The organism is Shewanella acanthi (assembly GCF_019457475.1).
In the GTDB taxonomy this organism is placed as follows: Bacteria; Pseudomonadota; Gammaproteobacteria; order Enterobacterales; family Shewanellaceae; genus Shewanella; species Shewanella acanthi.
Window position 1 is genome coordinate 2,567,022 of the sequence record NZ_CP080413.1, and the last position, 16,310, is coordinate 2,583,331.

Genomic DNA, 16,310 nt, shown 5'->3' on the forward strand with positions numbered 1-16,310 from the left:
GCTCACTGGGGAGATGCACTGCTAAAATAGCCATTCATAGTCGATAAAATAATGATTTATAAATGAGTGTGCTGATTAGACGCCTATTGCTCACAACAGCCGTATCCTGCATGAGTTGCTTGTTGGTTGCCTGTGGCCCGCAAAAACTCCCCTCTGGTTTGGTGTATTGCTCCGAAGGCAATCCCGAGACCTTTAATCCGCAGTTAATCACCTCAGGCACCACTATCGATGCCACATCGCATCAGATTTACAGTCGTCTAGTCGACTATGATACCAAAACTGGGCAATTAGTCCCCGCGCTAGCCACCCGCTGGAGTGAGAGTGAAGATGGACTGAGTTACCATTTTACCTTGCGCAAAAACGTCAAGTTCCAAAGCTCCAGTCGATTTACCCCAAGCCGTGATTTTAACGCCGATGACGTGCTGTTTTCATTTAATCGTACTATTGACTCAAATCATCCCTACCATAATGTCTCGCGTACCGGTTATCCCTTCTTCCAAAGTATTGGTTTTGCAGAACAAGTTAAACATATCGAAAAAGTGAATGACCATGAGGTTGTCTTTCATTTAGCCCGCAAGGATGTGTCGTTTTTATCGAACCTTGCCACCGATTTTGCGGTAATACTTTCCGCGCAATATGCCGATGAGCAGCTCACTGCGGGGCATCCTGAAAATGTTGACCAATTCGCCATTGGTACAGGCCCCTTTGCCTTAGTCCAGTACGCTAAAAATGAGTATATTCGCTATCGTCGGCACGAAGACTATTGGGGTGAGAGAGCCAAAGTCGAGATGTTAGTCTTCGACATCACCCCAAAGAGCACAGTACGCTTGGCTAAATTGATCACTGGAGATTGCAGTGTCTCAGCCTTACCTAAGGCGGGTGAGCTACCTGTTATTGCCGAGCATAACAATCTTAATATCGAATCCCAGCCAGGCCTGAATGTTGCCTTTTGGGCCTTTAACACGCAAAAGCCACCGCTGGATGATGTGCGAGTTCGCCGCGCCTTAGCCTACGCAGTCGATAAACAAAACATCCTGCGTGCCGTATATCAAAATACGGCGATTGAAGCGATTGGCATACTGCCTCCTGCCTCTTGGGCCTACGACAGTAATAAATCCCTGATTAACTATGACCCGCCAAGGGCGCGTGAATTACTTAAAGAAGCCGGGGTGAGCAATCTTAGCATCGATATTTGGGCAATGCCTGTGGCACGCGCCTACAACCCGAATGCCCTTAAGACTGCAGAGCTTATTCAGTCGGATCTTGCCAATATCGGCGTTAAAGTGAATATCGTCAGTTACGATTGGAGCGTGTTCAGTCAACGCTTAAGCCGCGATGAATATGACTCGGTACTCATAGGTTGGAACGCAGATAACAGCGATCCCGATAACTTTTTCACCCCGCTACTGAGTTGCTCGGCAATGGATTCCAACAGTAACCGCTCTCGTTGGTGTAATCCGCACTTCGATGACATCTTAAATCGCGCCCGTGAAGTAACCACTCAAACGGAACGAAAATTAATCTATCAAGATGCCGAAGCCTTCTTGGCGGCCCAAGTACCAATGCTGAGTCTAGCCCACGCTAAACGGGTCGCCCTCACCCGTAACGATATCCATGATATGCAATTGACGCCCTTTGGCGGGATATCTTTCTCACAAACGAGCCAAGCCACGACGGAGGCAAACTGATGCTGAGATACCTTTTTCGGCGCCTCAATCTGTTTTTGGCCACATCGTTAGTGATGATTGGTGTGCTGTTTTACGCCACCAATTTATTCCCTGTCGATCAAAGCTTCGCCCTATCTGGCATCCATACACCGAGCGAATCCCAACTTGAACAAATCAACCATGATTACAAGTTAGACAGTAATAAAGCGATGCAGTTTGTCGCCTACATGCACCAGAGACTGACAGGCAATTTAGGGGTATCAGTTACCTCACAACAGGATGTATTGACCGAGCTGAGCTCCGTGCTTCCGGCATCATTCGAACTGGCGCTAATGGCAGGTTTTATTGCTATTTTGCTTGGTGTGCCGCTTGGGGTTTTGGCCTCCCAAAGCCAACATAAACTAACCCAAAACACCATTATGGCCGTGACGCTGACGGGCTATTCGGTACCCGTATTCTGGCTAGGGCTCAACCTGTCACTTTGGTTTGGGGTCGATTTAGGATGGTTACCTATTTCAGGCCAAATCAACCTTTTATACGAAATCCGCCCCGTCACTGGCTTTATGTTGATAGATACCCTGTTATCGGATTCCGAATATGCGATGCCTGCCTTTAAGGATGCGCTGCTGCACATCATTTTGCCCGCCACCACACTCGCCGTGTTACCTTTCACGGTAGTGGTTCGTAGCACCCGTTCGGCGATGATGAATGTCATGAACCAAACCTACATCCGCGCCGCAGAAGCAAGGGGTATGCACACCGGCACCATTATTTTGCGCCATGCGCTGCCAAACGCACTGATCCCAGTATTGAGACACTTGGGCCTGATGCTAGGCGCCTTTGCAAGCTACGCCATTGTGGTAGAAATGATTTTTGCATGGCCAGGGGTAGGTTCTTGGCTAGTATCGGGAATTTATCAGCGCGATTATACTGTGATGCAGGGCGGGATTTTGGCCGTGTCCCTACTGATCATCTTTTTAAGTATTTTGATTGAAGTGTTGCACACTGTCTTTAATCCATTGAGTAGAAAAGAGCTGTATGCCTCCAATTAAAATTTATCAGGAAGACCGCATCGCATCGCCGATGATGCGAGTTTGGCAAAACTTTTCGGCAAACCCCTTTGCCCTCGCGGGGCTATGGACTATTGTTTGCTTGCTGCTCCTGACCGTGTTTGGCCCGATGATTGCCCCCTTCTCGCCCGAATATCAGGATCCTCGAGCATTATTACTCCCGCCCTCTTGGGATCCATCCGGCACGGTGAATTATTTCCTCGGCACAGATGACCTTGGACGTGACATTTTCAGCCGCTTGCTTCACGGCGCGCATTTAACCTTTGGTATGGCGCTGATGATTGTCGGCACCGCGCTTGGCATGGGATTTATCATCGGCTCAATTTCCGGCATGATGAAAGGCATAAAATCGAGCATTCTTGGCCATTTATTAGATGCATTGCTCTCCATTCCGTCCTTACTTATGGCTATTTTAGTTGTTGCCGTTACTGGGCCAGGACTTGAAAATGTGTTCTGGGCCGTGGGCATTGCCCTAACGCCGCAATTTGTTCGTGCAATTCACCAATCCGTGCATGAAGAGTTGCAAAAGGAATATGTGACTGCAGCAAAGCTCGATGGCGCTAACGCGATTCAGATTTTCTGGTATGTGATTATGCCAAACGTGTGGGAAGTCGTGATCATTCAAACCACGCTGGCGATTTCTGCCGCCATTTTGGATATTGCAGCGCTGGGTTTCTTAAACCTAGGCGCTCAGGCACCAAGCCCTGAGTGGGGTGCAATGGTCGCACAAGGAATGGACAACCTGTTAACCGCACCTTGGACCGTCACTATTCCAGGGCTTGCAATCCTCTTTAGTGTGCTTGCCATTAACTTGGTCGGCGATGGCTTAAGATCGGCGCTTGCGCCCATCAGAAACTAACCTATGCCACTACTCGACGTACGTAATCTTACCATCGAACTCGACACCCCTCACGGCAGAGTGCGAGCGCTTGAGAAGGTAAGCCTTACCCTCAACGCGGGGGAAATCCACGGCTTAGTGGGCGAATCGGGCTCGGGTCGAAGCCTGCTCGCGCGGGCCATTTTAGGCATTGCGGGCCCCAATTGGACAATTACCGCCGATCGCATGATGTGGGATGGTCAAAACCTGATGACCATGAGTTCGAAGGAGCGGCGTAACTTGATGGGCTCGGATATCGCGATGATTTTCCAAGACCCATCGGGCAGCCTCGACCCTTCACAAACCGTCGGCAGCCAACTCATTCAGGCAATGCCAAAAAATCCCAAGTCCTATTTTTGGCAAAAACACAAACATGCCAAACAAACGGCGCAAAAGTGGCTACACAAAGTGGGGATTAAGAATCCACAAAAAGTGATGTCGAGCTACGCTTGGGAGCTGTCTGAGGGCGAATGCCAAAAGGTCATGATTGCAATGGCGATTGCTAACCAGCCACGCTTGTTAATTGCTGACGAACCAACAAACTCGATGGAACTGAGCACTCAGGCGCAAATTTTTCGCCTGTTATCCCAGCTAAACCAACTTCAAAACGTGTCGATTTTAATTATTAGTCACGAGCTAGAGACACTCGCCCAATGGTGCGATCATCTATCCGTACTTTATTGTGGTCAGGTGATGGAATCGGGACCAACCGAGGAGATGATCCAGCAGCCCTACCATCCCTATACCAAGGCTTTGCTGGATAATATGCCGGATTACTCTTCACTCGGCGCACGTAAAGCCATTATGCCAACGTTGCCAGGCTCTGCCCCCGCACTGCAGCATTTACCCATTGGTTGTCGCCTTGGACCACGGTGCCCTGAAGCGCAAAAAAAATGTGTTAATCAGCCAAGTTTGAGTCATTTACGTGACCGCTACTTTGCCTGCCATTTCCCATACCACAGTGAAACGACGAATGACGACACCACTGCTTAAAGTTAACGATCTTTTCAAACGCTATGACACTGGCTATAAGGGCTTTAGCCGCCAGTATGAAAATGCGTTAGCGCCCGTATCCTTTGAGCTCAATCGTGGTGAAACACTCGCCATTGTGGGTGAAGCTGGCTCAGGCAAGAGTACCCTCGCCCGCATTTTAGTCGGCGCGGAACCCCGCAGTGGCGGTGAAATTTTCTTTGAAGGGGAAGCTCTTGATAGCCGCAACATTAAGCAGCGCTGCCGCTTAATTAGGATGATTTTCCAAGATCCGAACACCTCACTCAATCCTCGATTGACTATTGGCCAGTTATTGGCAGAACCGCTTCGCTTTAACAGCAAATTGCCGGCCAAGGAACGCCAGCAACAAGTCGTCGATACCCTGCGTAAGGTGGGTTTGCTCCCCGAGCACTTTGATTTTTACCCGCATATGATTTCTGAGGGGCAAAAACAACGGGTGGCTGTAGCTCGCGCATTGATGTTAAACCCTAAAATCATCATCGCCGATGAGGCATTGACGGCACTTGACCTATCAGTTAGGTCGCAAATTCTTAATCTGCTGCTCAAATTACAAAAAGATCTTGGCCTGTCCTATATTTTCGTGTCCCATAACCTCAATATTATTCGCCATTTCAGCGATAAAATTATGGTGCTACATAAGGGCGTAATGGTTGAGAAAGCACCTACAGAACAGATATTTAACTCCCCTGAGCACGAGTATACCCAAAGGCTAGTACAGGAGCAGAGTCTGTTCGTACATAAACGTTAAACTGCTCCAACCACTTAAATAATCAGGCGAAATGGCTAAAAAGTAATGCCATTTCGCCGCCGAACTATTTATCCTATTGGTCATTTTGATAGAAGAAGCTAAAACATGATTATCAAACCCAAAATTCGTGGATTTATTTGTACCACCACTCATCCAGTTGGTTGTGAGGCCAACGTACAAGAGCAAATCGCGTTAACTAAGGCCAAAGGTAAAATCGCCAACGGTCCTAAAAAAGTACTGGTTGTCGGTTCTTCAAGCGGTTATGGCCTCTCTTCACGTATTGCTGCAGCCTTTGGTAGCGATGCTGCGACCATCGGTGTATTTTTTGAAAAACCAGGCACCGAAAGCAAGCCTGGAACTGCCGGTTGGTACAACTCTGCCGCCTTTGACAAATTCGCCAAAGCCGAAGGTTTGTATTCTAAGAGCATCAACTGCGATGCTTTTAGCCATGAAGCTAAGCAAAAAGTAATTGAACTTATCAAACAAGACCTCGGTCAAGTGGATATGGTGGTTTACTCCCTCGCATCACCTGTGCGTAAATTGCCAGATTCGGGTGAACTTATCCGCTCATCGTTGAAACCTATCGGCGAGGTGTATACCGCCACTGCCGTTGATACCAACAAAGATTGCATCATTGAAGCCACTGTTGAGCCAGCAACTGAGCAAGAGATTGCCGATACCATCACTGTGATGGGCGGCCAAGATTGGGAACTGTGGATCAAAGCACTGTCTGAAGCGGGAGTACTGAGTGACAACTGCAAAACCGTTGCCTACAGCTACATTGGAACCGAACTGACTTGGCCAATCTACTGGCACGGCGCACTGGGCAAGGCAAAAATGGACTTAGACCGCGCTGCTCACGCCTTAAATGCACAATTAGCCCCTAAGGGTGGTAGCGCTAACGTTGCCGTGCTGAAGAGCGTAGTCACTCAGGCAAGCTCTGCAATCCCTGTTATGCCGCTGTACATCGCTATGGTATTCAAAAAAATGCGCCAAGAAGGCTTGCATGAAGGCTGTATGGAGCAAATCTACCGTATGTTCAGTGAGCGTCTGTTCCGTGCCGATGGCGCAAAAGCAGAAACTGACAGCGACAACCGCCTACGTTTAGACGATTGGGAATTGCGTGAAGATATTCAGCAACACTGCCGCGATTTATGGCCTCAAGTGACCACGGAGAATCTGTCAGAGCTTACTGATTATCAAGAATACAAAGCCGAGTTCATTAAACTGTTTGGTTTTGGTATTGACAGCATCGACTACGATGCAGATGTTAATCCATACGTTGAATTCGATGTGATTGAGCTCTAATTCAATCCGAGCTTAGTGAAACGTTAAACGCCACCTTAGGGTGGCGTTTTTATTTGCAAGGGATACTACTGCCCTGCTTACGGCGTTCTTATCCAACTTATCTACACTTTCTTAGTCAATCCCATTTTCAAGTATAAATACAAAAGGAAAGTGTATGAAAATCAGCGGCCGCAATAGCCTAAGTAGCACCATAACAGATATCTCCATTGGCTCTGTTAATAACGAAATCACGATATAACTGTCAACAGGGGTAGTTTTAACTTCAGTCGTCATAAAAACCTCCTGTGAACGACTAGGGCTCAAAGTAGGCGATGCCGCCTATGCAGTGATTAAAGCCAGCAGCGTAGTGATTGGCATCGCTGACGAAGCGTCAACGAACCTCAAATAACAGGAATCGTGTTAAATCGAATTTAAAAAATAAAAAGGCCAAGTCAATACTTGGCCTTTTTATCTTTAAGGTTAATACCCCGAAGGAATTAGCCTTCTACTGGATACTCAACCTTAGCAGTTGATTTGAGAGACTCAATCAGCGCGCGGTAGTCCGCTTCACTGTATTGGGAAACTAGGCGTTGTTTCAGGCCGTTCACTAATTCATCGCTCACCGACTCCGCAGCATTCACTTTGTCTACAGCAACAACCGCATAACCATTAGCCAGTGCAACGGTGTCAACCACAGCACCGGAGGCTGGTGTTGGCATTTGGAAGGCCTTGCCAACGATAGATGCATCTATTTCACGTTCGCCGCGAGCTAACTTGGCTTTAGCTGTTAAGGTCACATCGCTGGCACCTGCTTTTACCTGAGCAACAAGTTCCTGAGCCTTAGCACGAGCAGCTTCATTCGCTTGATCTTGCTTTAAACGCTCGCTGATATCTGCCTTAACTTCACCGAATGGCAGCGTACCTGCGTCGTGATGTTCTTTCACACGGATAACAACAACGTGGTTTGGTTCAAGTTCTAAAACTTCACTATTTAACCCCTGCAACATCACTGCATCTGAAAATGCCGCTTTCACTACATCAGGCTTATTCAGTGCCGTGGGCACATCATCACGTGAGAACAGTGGCGTAGTTTTGATATCAACACCTACCGCTTTAGCGGTTTCAGCTAAAGTATCAGGCACTTCATAGCTGGTATCGGCTAACTTACTTTGTAAGCTGTAAAATTGATCAACCGCTTTTTTGTCTTGCAGCTGAGCAACAATCTTCGCTTTTACATCAGCAAATGGCACTGTGGTACCTGGCTGAATGTCTAACAGCTTGATGATATGGAAACCGAAGTCGGTTTTAACCACGCCAGAGTGAGCATCCTTTTGCAGCGCAAATAAGGCTTCATCGAAGCTTGGATCCATCACACCCGGTTCGAACCAGTCTAATTTACCCCCCTGCTCTGCACTTAAGGTATCCTCAGAGTTGGTTTTAGCCAGCGCAGCAAAGTCCGCACCATTATCTAACTGCTTAGCCAAATCTTCAGCCTTTGCTTTAGCAGCTGCGTCATCGCTGCCTGACGTCACTAAGATATGGGCCGCTAAACGTTTTTCACTCGAAACATATTGTGTCTTATGCTCATCGTAATAAGTTTGCGCTTCTTCGTCAGTCACTTTGCTGTCTTTGGCAAAGTCAGCCGCATTAAGCTCAACATACTCTAAGCTCACCTTCTCAGGGCTCATGAATTGGCCTTGGTTTGCATCATAGTAGCTCTTAACTTGCTCATCGGTCACTGTTGCACTTGCTAAGAACGGCGCTGAATCGACCACTACATAACGAATATCACGGGTTTGATTTTGTAGCTCTGCTAATTGCTTAGCTTCACTTGGCAGTACGAACTCAGTGCCCACTAATGCCGCAGTTAACTGGCGACGAGTCATATCAACACGCATCATGCTGCGGAACGTCGTTGGCTGATAACCCAATTGACGCAAAATCGCTTGGTAACGGTCATTATCAAATTTACCGTCGGTTTGGAAAGCCGGTTCCGTTTTGATCGCCGCAATAATTTGCTCATCGGAGATACGTAATCCCATGGCAGTGGCGGCTTGGTCAATTAATTTGTCCGCCACTAAACGCTCGAGTACGCTCTGCTTTATGCTTTCTAGATATTTTTCGTCAGCAGCTAGCGCAGCGAACATCTCACCGAGTTGTTGCTCCATACGAGCACGTTCACTCTGGTAAGCTTGTTCTAACTCGGCTTTAGTGATCACGTCACCATTGACTTCTGCGGCAGGAACGTCGGTTGTAGAGCCTAAATAGCTACTTACGCCTGCAAATGCAAAAGATAAAATCACAAGTACGAGAATGCCCTTAGCAATCACGCCTTGCGAACCTTCGCGGATCTTTTCTAACATCAGATTTCTCGCTTGTTGCGATTAACAAAATAAAAAGGCGCATCGATTTGAGATGCGCCTTTCTGTAATTTATGGGGATTATTCAGACGCTACCAATGGTAAGTGCTAAAACCCCGAGTAATGGGTGAAAACCTTACATAATCCATTACTTTCAATTCGTAAAAAGCACTGTCTAAACAGTGCTTATTGCTTACGAATGCCTTACAAAGGCCACGATATCAATATTAGTTGACAGCGTCTTTCAGAGCTTTACCTGCTTTGAAAGCAGGGATTTTTGCTGCTGCGATTTTGATCTCTTCACCCGTTTGTGGGTTGCGACCAGTACGCTCTGCGCGCTCACGCACTTCAAAAGTACCAAAACCAACAAGAGAAATTTTATCGCCATCTTTCAGACCTTCGGTCACAGCAGCGATAAAAGAATCCAGTGCACGGCCTGCAGCGGCTTTAGAAATATCAGCACCAGAAGCGATTTTCTCGATTAGTTCAGATTTGTTCATGTCATCCCCTTGAATGTAATTTTTTTAGCGCCGCAACCAAGTCCGTCTTTAGAGCGGTCAGCGGAGGCTTTTATAACAAGCTTGAATTCAAAGTTCAAGCTGAGTTGGAAAACCAAATAAATAAAACTGGATTACAGCTCAAAGCCAGTTGCCCCAAGGGATTGGAGCAACTGACTCTCCACAGACCTAGGCTACCACAGGTCTGCGGTTTGTTAAGCCCCTTTTTTCATTTTTTTTAGCGTGATAGCGCATTTTCTTGCGTTATGCCAAGTTTTTAACCACTTCAAAGCCCTCCACGGGTCTCTCAAGGGCCAGTTTTAACACTTCATCGACCCAACGAACTGGGCGAATTTCCAAATCGGCAATCACGTTGGCAGGAATTTCTTCCAGATCGCGCTCGTTTTCTTTTGGAATGAGGACCAATTTAATGCCACCGCGATGCGCTGCCAGCAGTTTCTCTTTTAAACCACCGATAGGTAATACTTCACCACGTAAGGTAATTTCACCTGTCATCGCCACATCGGCGCGAACTGGGTTACCGGTTAAGCTCGACACCAGGGCAGTACACATTGCAGCACCTGCGGATGGACCGTCTTTTGGTGTTGCTCCCTCAGGCACATGCACATGGATATCACGCTTCTCGTAAAAGTCCGCGTTAATCCCTAATTGCTCGGCGCGGGCACGAACTACGGTCATTGCCGCTTGGATGGACTCCTGCATCACATCCCCAAGCGATCCTGTGTACGTCAACTTGCCCTTGCCAGGAACTGAGGTTGCTTCAATAGTCAGTAGATCGCCGCCCACTTCAGTCCACGCAAGACCCGTCACTTGGCCAATTTGGTTGTTCGACTCCGCTTTCCCATAGTCGAAGCGCTGAACGCCAAGGAATGACTTTAAGTTATCCGCCGTCACACTGACCGACTTAATTGACTTGTCGAGCAGGATCATTTTCACGACCTTACGGCAAATCTTAGATAATTCACGCTCTAACGCACGCACACCTGCTTCACGGGTGTAGTAACGGATAATGCCCACTATCGCGCTATCATCGATTGTGATTTCACTCGCTTTAAGGCCATTACGCTCAATTTGCTTAGTTAGCAAATGTTGTTTTGCGATATTAAGCTTTTCGTCTTCGGTATAACCCGACAAACGAATGACTTCCATACGATCTAAAAGCGGACCTGGGATATTCATTGAGTTAGAGGTTGCCACGAACATCACATCCGATAAGTCGTAATCGACTTCGAGGTAATGATCGTTAAACGTCGCGTTTTGCTCAGGGTCAAGCACCTCTAATAGGGCTGACGCTGGATCGCCACGCATATCTGAGCTCATTTTGTCGATTTCATCGAGCAGGAATAATGGGTTTTTAACGCCCACTTTAGCCATTTTTTGAATCACTTTACCCGGCATAGAACCAATGTAAGTACGTCTATGACCACGAATTTCCGCTTCATCACGCACGCCGCCAAGTGCCACGCGCACATACTTACGGCCAGTCGCCTTAGCAATCGATTGGCCTAAAGAAGTTTTACCCACACCTGGAGGTCCCACTAAACATAGGATGGGGCCTTTTAATTGGCGAACACGGCTCTGCACTGCCAAGTATTCCAGAATGCGGTCTTTGACCTTCTCGAGGCCATAGTGGTCGGTATCCAATACTTCTTGGGCTTTTGCTAAATCGCGTTTGATTTTAGAACGTTGACTCCAAGGCACAGAGGTCATCCAGTCCACGTAGCTTCGAACCACAGTGGCTTCGGCGGACATTGGCGACATCATGCGTAATTTATTCAACTCAGCCAGCGCCTTTTCTTTGGCATCGCTTGGCATATTGGCATCTTCAATCTTACGATTTAACGCTTCGAACTCATCGTGGCCTTCGTCTAAGTCACCCAGTTCTTTTTGGATGGCTTTCATCTGTTCATTCAGATAGTACTCACGCTGGCTCTTTTCCATCTGTTTTTTAACGCGGGTGCGGATACGCTTCTCAACCTGCAGTAGGTCGATTTCCGATTCCATCATCGCCATTAAATATTCTAGGCGCTCACCGACATTCGTCATCTCAAGGACTGATTGCTTATCCTCAAGTTTAAGTGGCATATGTGCCGCCATAGTGTCTGCAAGGCGCGCAGCTTCATCGATGCCGGAAAGTGACGTTAATACTTCAGGCGGGATTTTTTTATTCAGCTTGATATAGCCTTCAAACTGTCCGATAGCGCTGCGAACGAGCACCTCTTCTTCTTTATCTTCTAGTGGCTCAGATTCTAAATACTCAGCCTTAGCAACAAAGAATTCCTTCTCTTGGGTGTAGCGGTTAATTCGGGCGCGGCGACCACCTTCAACCAATACTTTAACGGTACCGTCTGGCAGTTTAAGCAGTTGCAGAATTGACGCCACTGTGCCCACATCAAAGATATCGTCCTTGGTGGGCTCATCTAACTCAGCATCACGCTGAGCCACTAAAATAATTTGTTTATCCTGGGCCATGGCCGTTTCGAGGCAACGAATGGATTTTTCACGGCCTACGAATAACGGAATAACCATATGGGGGTATACCACCACATCTCTCAGTGGCAGCACGGGGAGTTCGATATGCGCTTCACGCTCTAAGGTCATAGTTCGATTCCGTTTAAATGAATAGGATTAATAAGGAGTATATTGGGGCGCTTAGTTTCGTTTCAATGGGCAAAATAAAAAAAGGAGCCCATTGGACTCCTTGATTTTCAATTTATTAGCAAAGCGTACAATTATTGTTCGCCTGAAGCTGCCTGCGCGTCATTGTGCTCATAAATCAGGATAGGTGCAGACTCACCATTGACCACGGACTCATCAACAACCGCTTTGGCAACACCTTCAATCGATGGAATGTCGTACATAGTATCGAGTAAAATACCTTCAACGATTGAACGCAGACCACGAGCGCCGGTCTTGCGGGACATCGCCTTTTGGGCGATCGCTTTTAAAGCGTCTTCACGGAACTCAAGCTCCACGCCTTCCATCTCAAATAGCGCGCCGTATTGCTTAGTGAGCGCGTTTTTAGGTTGAGACAGAATTTGAATCAAAGCTTCTTCGTCAAGTTCAGTTAACGTCGCAACCACGGGCAAACGACCAATAAACTCAGGAATTAAACCGTATTTGACTAAATCGCTAGGTTCAACTTGAGACAGGGTCTCAGAGATAGTGATCTTATCCTTCTCGCCTTTCACCTGAGCACCGAAGCCGATGCCTGAACCGACGTGAGCACGCTGCTCAATCACTTTCTCAAGGCCTGCAAAGGCGCCGCCACAGATAAACAGGATCTTAGAGGTATCAACCTGCAAAAACTCCTGCTGAGGGTGCTTACGACCACCCTGTGGAGGGACTGCCGCGATTGTGCCTTCAATCAGTTTAAGTAAAGCTTGCTGAACGCCTTCGCCCGATACGTCACGGGTGATTGAAGGGTTGTCAGATTTACGGCTGATTTTGTCGATTTCGTCGATATAGACGATACCACGCTGGGCCTTCTCAACATCGTAGTCGCACTTTTGCAGCAGTTTCTGGATGATGTTTTCAACATCCTCACCCACATAACCAGCTTCAGTTAAGGTAGTCGCATCCGCCATTGTGAAAGGCACATTAAGTGAACGCGCTAAGGTTTCAGCCAGCAACGTTTTACCGCTACCGGTTGGACCAATCAGCAGAATGTTACTCTTACCTAACTCAACGCCATCCTTTGGAGAGGAATTTCGCAGACGTTTGTAGTGATTGTATACCGCAACAGATAGCACTTTTTTGGCTCTGTCTTGGCCGATAACATAATCGTCTAAATGCGCACGCAACTCATGTGGCGTTGGCAGTTTGTCATGATCACGCTTTGGAGAGATTTCTTTAATCTCTTCACGAATGATGTCATTACATAACTCAACACACTCGTCGCACACATATACTGAGGGACCAGCGATTAGTTTTCTGACTTCATGCTGGCTCTTACCGCAAAAAGAGCAGTACAGCAACTTACCGCTGTCACCATTATTTTTGTTGTCGCCCATTCATTACCTCATTTGCAGTCTGCTCTACTGCTTATCTTAAACTTGCTCGTCTTTTACCAAGCCACGCTTTTAAGAGCATAGCCCAGTCAAAGGCAAAAATCAGTCGCGTTTAGTCATCACAGCATCGACTAAACCGTATTCAACCGCTTGGGTTGCACTCATAAAGTTGTCACGGTCAGTGTCACGCTCAATCACTTCGAGCGGTTGACCCGTGTGCTCGGCCAGCATCAAGTTTAACTTGTGCTTGATACCTAAAATCTCTTGGGCATGAATCGCGATATCAGAGGCCTGACCTTGGAAGCCACCCAGTGGTTGGTGGATCATCACGCGTGAGTTTGGCAGACAGAAACGTTTGCCCTTCTCACCGCCAGCCAGTAGGAATGCCCCCATACTTGCTGCTTGGCCAATACAAACCGTGCTTACGTTTGGCTTGATAAACTGCATGGTATCGTAAATCGCCATACCCGCAGTGACTGAACCGCCTGGTGAGTTGATATAAAGGAAGATATCCTTATCTGGACTTTCTGACTCGAGGAATAGCAACTGCGCCACAATCAGATTCGCCATGTGCTCTTCAACTTGACCCACCAAGAAGATAATTCGCTCTTTTAACAGACGAGAATAAATATCGAATGAGCGTTCACCTTTAGCAGTCTGTTCGATCACCATGGGCACTAAAGCACTTTGTATGTCTGACGCATTATGCATTATTCATTTCCCTAAATAAAAATGGCTCGCATGAGGTGAGCCTCATACGAGCCATTATAAATGGCGAACAGCCGATTAAGTCAAGCTAAGCTTATGCGCGACCAGTAGCCTTGTTCATAAATTCTTCAAAAGCGACTTCTTTTTCAGTTACTTTTGCAGATTTTAACAGTGCTTCAACCGCTTGCTCTTCTAAAGCAACGTTGCGCATGTTTTGCATCAGCTCTTTGTTGCCGTTGTAGTAGGCAACAACTTCACTTGGATCTTCGTATGCAGAAGCCATAGAAGCGATCAACGCTTGTACGCGCTCGTCTTCCGCTTTTAGTTCGTTAGTCTTGATCACTTCGCCTAATAACAGACCCACTTTTACACGGCGAGTCGCGTTCTCGATGAACAGCTCAGCTGGTAATTCTGGCATGTTGGCAGTTTGGCCACCGAAACGTTGCATCGCTTGTTGACGTAAAACGTTAACTTCGCTGTCAATCAATGCTTTTGGCAATTCGATTTCGTTGTTAGCTAATAAACCAGTGATCACTTGGTCTTTAACGTTAGCTTTTAACGCTTGCTCAAGTTCACGAACCATGTTCTTACGGATTTCAGCTTTCAGTGCGTCTAAACCACCTTCAGCGATACCGAACAGAGAAGCAAATTCATCGTTAACTTCTGGTAAGTTAGCGGCTAACACTTCAGTTAAAGTGATAGCAAACTTAGCCGCTTTACCTTTCAGGTTTTCAGCGTGATATTCTTCTGGGAATGTCACGTCGATAACGAATTCTTCACCGGCTTTGTGACCTAAGATACCCGCTTCAAAACCAGGGATCATACGGCCGCTGCCTAATTGAAGTTCGAAGTCGTCAGCTTTACCGCCTTCGAATTCTTCACCGTCAACGCTGCCAACAAAGTTCATTTTCACTTTGTCGCCATCGGCAGCTTCACGCTCAACAGCAGCGAAAGTAGCGTGTTGCTTACGTAACGTTTCAATCATGCTGTCAACGTCTGCATCAGTAACAGAGGCTTTTGGTTGCTCAACTTCGATTGCATCTAAGCCTTTTAATTCGACTTCTGGGTAGATTTCGAAAGTTGCTACGAATTCGAATTTGTCACCGTCAGTTGCACCAGGAACGAAAGTAGGTGCGCCAGCTGGATTTAACTTCTCAGCGATGATTGCTTCGATGAAGTTACGTTGCATCACTTCACCAGTGATGTCTTGACGAATTGCAGCACCATAACGTTTGTTGATTACAGTTACAGGCACTTTGCCAGGACGGAAACCTGGGATACGAGCACGCTTAGCTTCACGTTGTAAACTGTCTTTAACCAGTTTTTCAATTTGTTCAGCAGGAACAGAAATGGTCAGGCGACGCTCTAGGCCTTGTGTTGCTTCAACAGAAACTTGCATTGTTTTACCTCGAAATTTGTCTAACGTCCTTTGTAATAGCCGAGTCATCAACTATTCACGTATTCGTTTCTTGATCATTAAATTTGACTACAATGCCCACCGCTATTGGCTTTGGCACTAGTCGTTGTTAGTTGATATCTATCAAGACGCGACATTATAGCCACCGTTTTGTGCAGAGTCGAGCCTCTACGGCCGAATCTGAGGCATAAAAAAAGCGACCTCTGGTCGCTTTTTTTAATTTGTACATGCTGTACGAATAATGGGGTGACTGATGGGGCTCGAACCCACGACAACCGGAATCACAATCCGGGACTCTACCAACTGAGCTACAATCACCACTGAAACTGGCACGCCCGGCAGGATTCGAACCTGCGACCATCCGCTTAGAAGGCGGATGCTCTATCCAACTGAGCTACGGGCGCATGGTTTACAGAATCTACTGTATCCTAACCTAGGCGGAATAACTTTTTATCTAAGCTATTCCTATTACCCGCTCATTCTAGTTCATGATGAATTTAATGAGCCAATAATATAAATTGGTCGGTGATAGAGGATTCGAACCTCTGACCCTCTGGTCCCAAACCAGATGCGCTACCGGACTGCGCTAATCACCGAATTGTCTCTTAGCAAAGGAATACATCTGCCTGAGAACGGA

13 protein-coding genes and 3 tRNA genes are annotated in these 16,310 nt (G+C 47.1%); 7 read left to right on the forward strand and 9 right to left on the reverse strand.

Going from position 1 to position 16,310, the window contains the following annotated elements; all coding sequences use genetic code 11:
• Positions 1 to 62: 62 nt before the first annotated feature.
• The 7 genes from K0H61_RS11240 (at position 63) to K0H61_RS17840 (ending at position 7,069) form a co-directional block, all read left to right on the forward strand.
• The gene (locus tag K0H61_RS11240) at positions 63 to 1,688 is read left to right on the forward strand and encodes an ABC transporter substrate-binding protein (protein ID WP_220049321.1); all 1,626 of its coding nucleotides are present in this window, start codon (positions 63 to 65) and stop codon (positions 1,686 to 1,688) included.
• Positions 1,688 to 2,719 carry an ABC transporter permease gene (locus K0H61_RS11245; RefSeq protein ID WP_220049322.1) on the forward strand — a complete coding sequence of 344 codons (1,032 nt, stop codon included), beginning with the start codon at positions 1,688 to 1,690 and terminating at the stop codon, positions 2,717 to 2,719. The genes K0H61_RS11240 and K0H61_RS11245 overlap by 1 nt, the downstream gene beginning before the upstream one ends.
• Positions 2,706 to 3,596 carry an ABC transporter permease subunit gene (locus tag K0H61_RS11250; protein ID WP_220049323.1) on the forward strand — a complete coding sequence of 297 codons (891 nt, stop codon included), beginning with the start codon at positions 2,706 to 2,708 and terminating at the stop codon, positions 3,594 to 3,596. Before K0H61_RS11245 ends, K0H61_RS11250 begins: the two co-directional genes overlap by 14 nt.
• Before the next feature lie 3 nt (positions 3,597 to 3,599).
• Positions 3,600 to 4,607: a peptide ABC transporter ATP-binding protein gene (locus K0H61_RS11255; RefSeq protein WP_220049324.1), complete on the forward strand. Its 1,008-nt coding sequence runs from the start codon at positions 3,600 to 3,602 to the stop codon at positions 4,605 to 4,607.
• A complete protein-coding gene (locus tag K0H61_RS11260; protein ID WP_220049325.1) occupies positions 4,588 to 5,373 on the forward strand; it encodes a peptide ABC transporter ATP-binding protein in 786 nt (261 codons plus the stop codon). The genes K0H61_RS11255 and K0H61_RS11260 overlap by 20 nt, the downstream gene beginning before the upstream one ends.
• Positions 5,374 to 5,478: 105 nt before the next feature.
• Positions 5,479 to 6,681 carry an enoyl-ACP reductase FabV gene (gene fabV / locus K0H61_RS11265; protein ID WP_220049327.1) on the forward strand — a complete coding sequence of 401 codons (1,203 nt, stop codon included), beginning with the start codon at positions 5,479 to 5,481 and terminating at the stop codon, positions 6,679 to 6,681.
• 238 nt (positions 6,682 to 6,919) lie between these two features.
• Entirely contained in the window at positions 6,920 to 7,069 is a 150-nt protein-coding gene (locus tag K0H61_RS17840) for a TOBE domain-containing protein (protein ID WP_258406055.1), read from the forward strand.
• An 88-nt stretch (positions 7,070 to 7,157) separates the two neighbouring features.
• Here the strand turns inward: K0H61_RS17840 and K0H61_RS11275 are convergent, their stop codons facing one another.
• The 9 genes from K0H61_RS11275 to K0H61_RS11315 form a co-directional block, all read right to left on the reverse strand.
• Positions 7,158 to 9,023, reverse strand: coding sequence for a SurA N-terminal domain-containing protein (locus tag K0H61_RS11275; RefSeq protein WP_220049328.1), 1,866 nt, complete (start codon positions 9,021 to 9,023; stop codon positions 7,158 to 7,160).
• A gap of 224 nt (positions 9,024 to 9,247) precedes the next feature.
• The gene (gene hupB, locus K0H61_RS11280; protein ID WP_220049330.1) at positions 9,248 to 9,520 is read right to left on the reverse strand and encodes a nucleoid-associated protein HU-beta; all 273 of its coding nucleotides are present in this window, start codon (positions 9,518 to 9,520) and stop codon (positions 9,248 to 9,250) included.
• Positions 9,521 to 9,781: 261 nt separating this feature from the next.
• Positions 9,782 to 12,139 carry an endopeptidase La gene (gene lon, locus K0H61_RS11285; RefSeq protein WP_220049332.1) on the reverse strand — a complete coding sequence of 786 codons (2,358 nt, stop codon included), beginning with the start codon at positions 12,137 to 12,139 and terminating at the stop codon, positions 9,782 to 9,784.
• Positions 12,140 to 12,270: 131 nt separating this feature from the next.
• Positions 12,271 to 13,551, reverse strand: coding sequence for an ATP-dependent protease ATP-binding subunit ClpX (clpX, locus tag K0H61_RS11290; protein WP_220049333.1), 1,281 nt, complete (start codon positions 13,549 to 13,551; stop codon positions 12,271 to 12,273).
• Positions 13,552 to 13,650: 99 nt separating this feature from the next.
• Positions 13,651 to 14,259: an ATP-dependent Clp endopeptidase proteolytic subunit ClpP gene (clpP, locus tag K0H61_RS11295; RefSeq protein WP_220049335.1), complete on the reverse strand. Its 609-nt coding sequence runs from the start codon at positions 14,257 to 14,259 to the stop codon at positions 13,651 to 13,653.
• A 91-nt stretch (positions 14,260 to 14,350) separates the two neighbouring features.
• Entirely contained in the window at positions 14,351 to 15,655 is a 1,305-nt protein-coding gene (tig, locus tag K0H61_RS11300) for a trigger factor (RefSeq protein WP_220049337.1), read from the reverse strand.
• A gap of 260 nt (positions 15,656 to 15,915) precedes the next feature.
• A tRNA-His gene (locus K0H61_RS11305) sits at positions 15,916 to 15,991 on the reverse strand.
• 9 nt (positions 15,992 to 16,000) lie between these two features.
• A tRNA-Arg gene (locus K0H61_RS11310) sits at positions 16,001 to 16,077 on the reverse strand.
• 115 nt (positions 16,078 to 16,192) lie between these two features.
• Positions 16,193 to 16,269, reverse strand: a tRNA-Pro gene (locus K0H61_RS11315).
• Between the last annotated feature and the right edge of the window lie 41 nt (positions 16,270 to 16,310).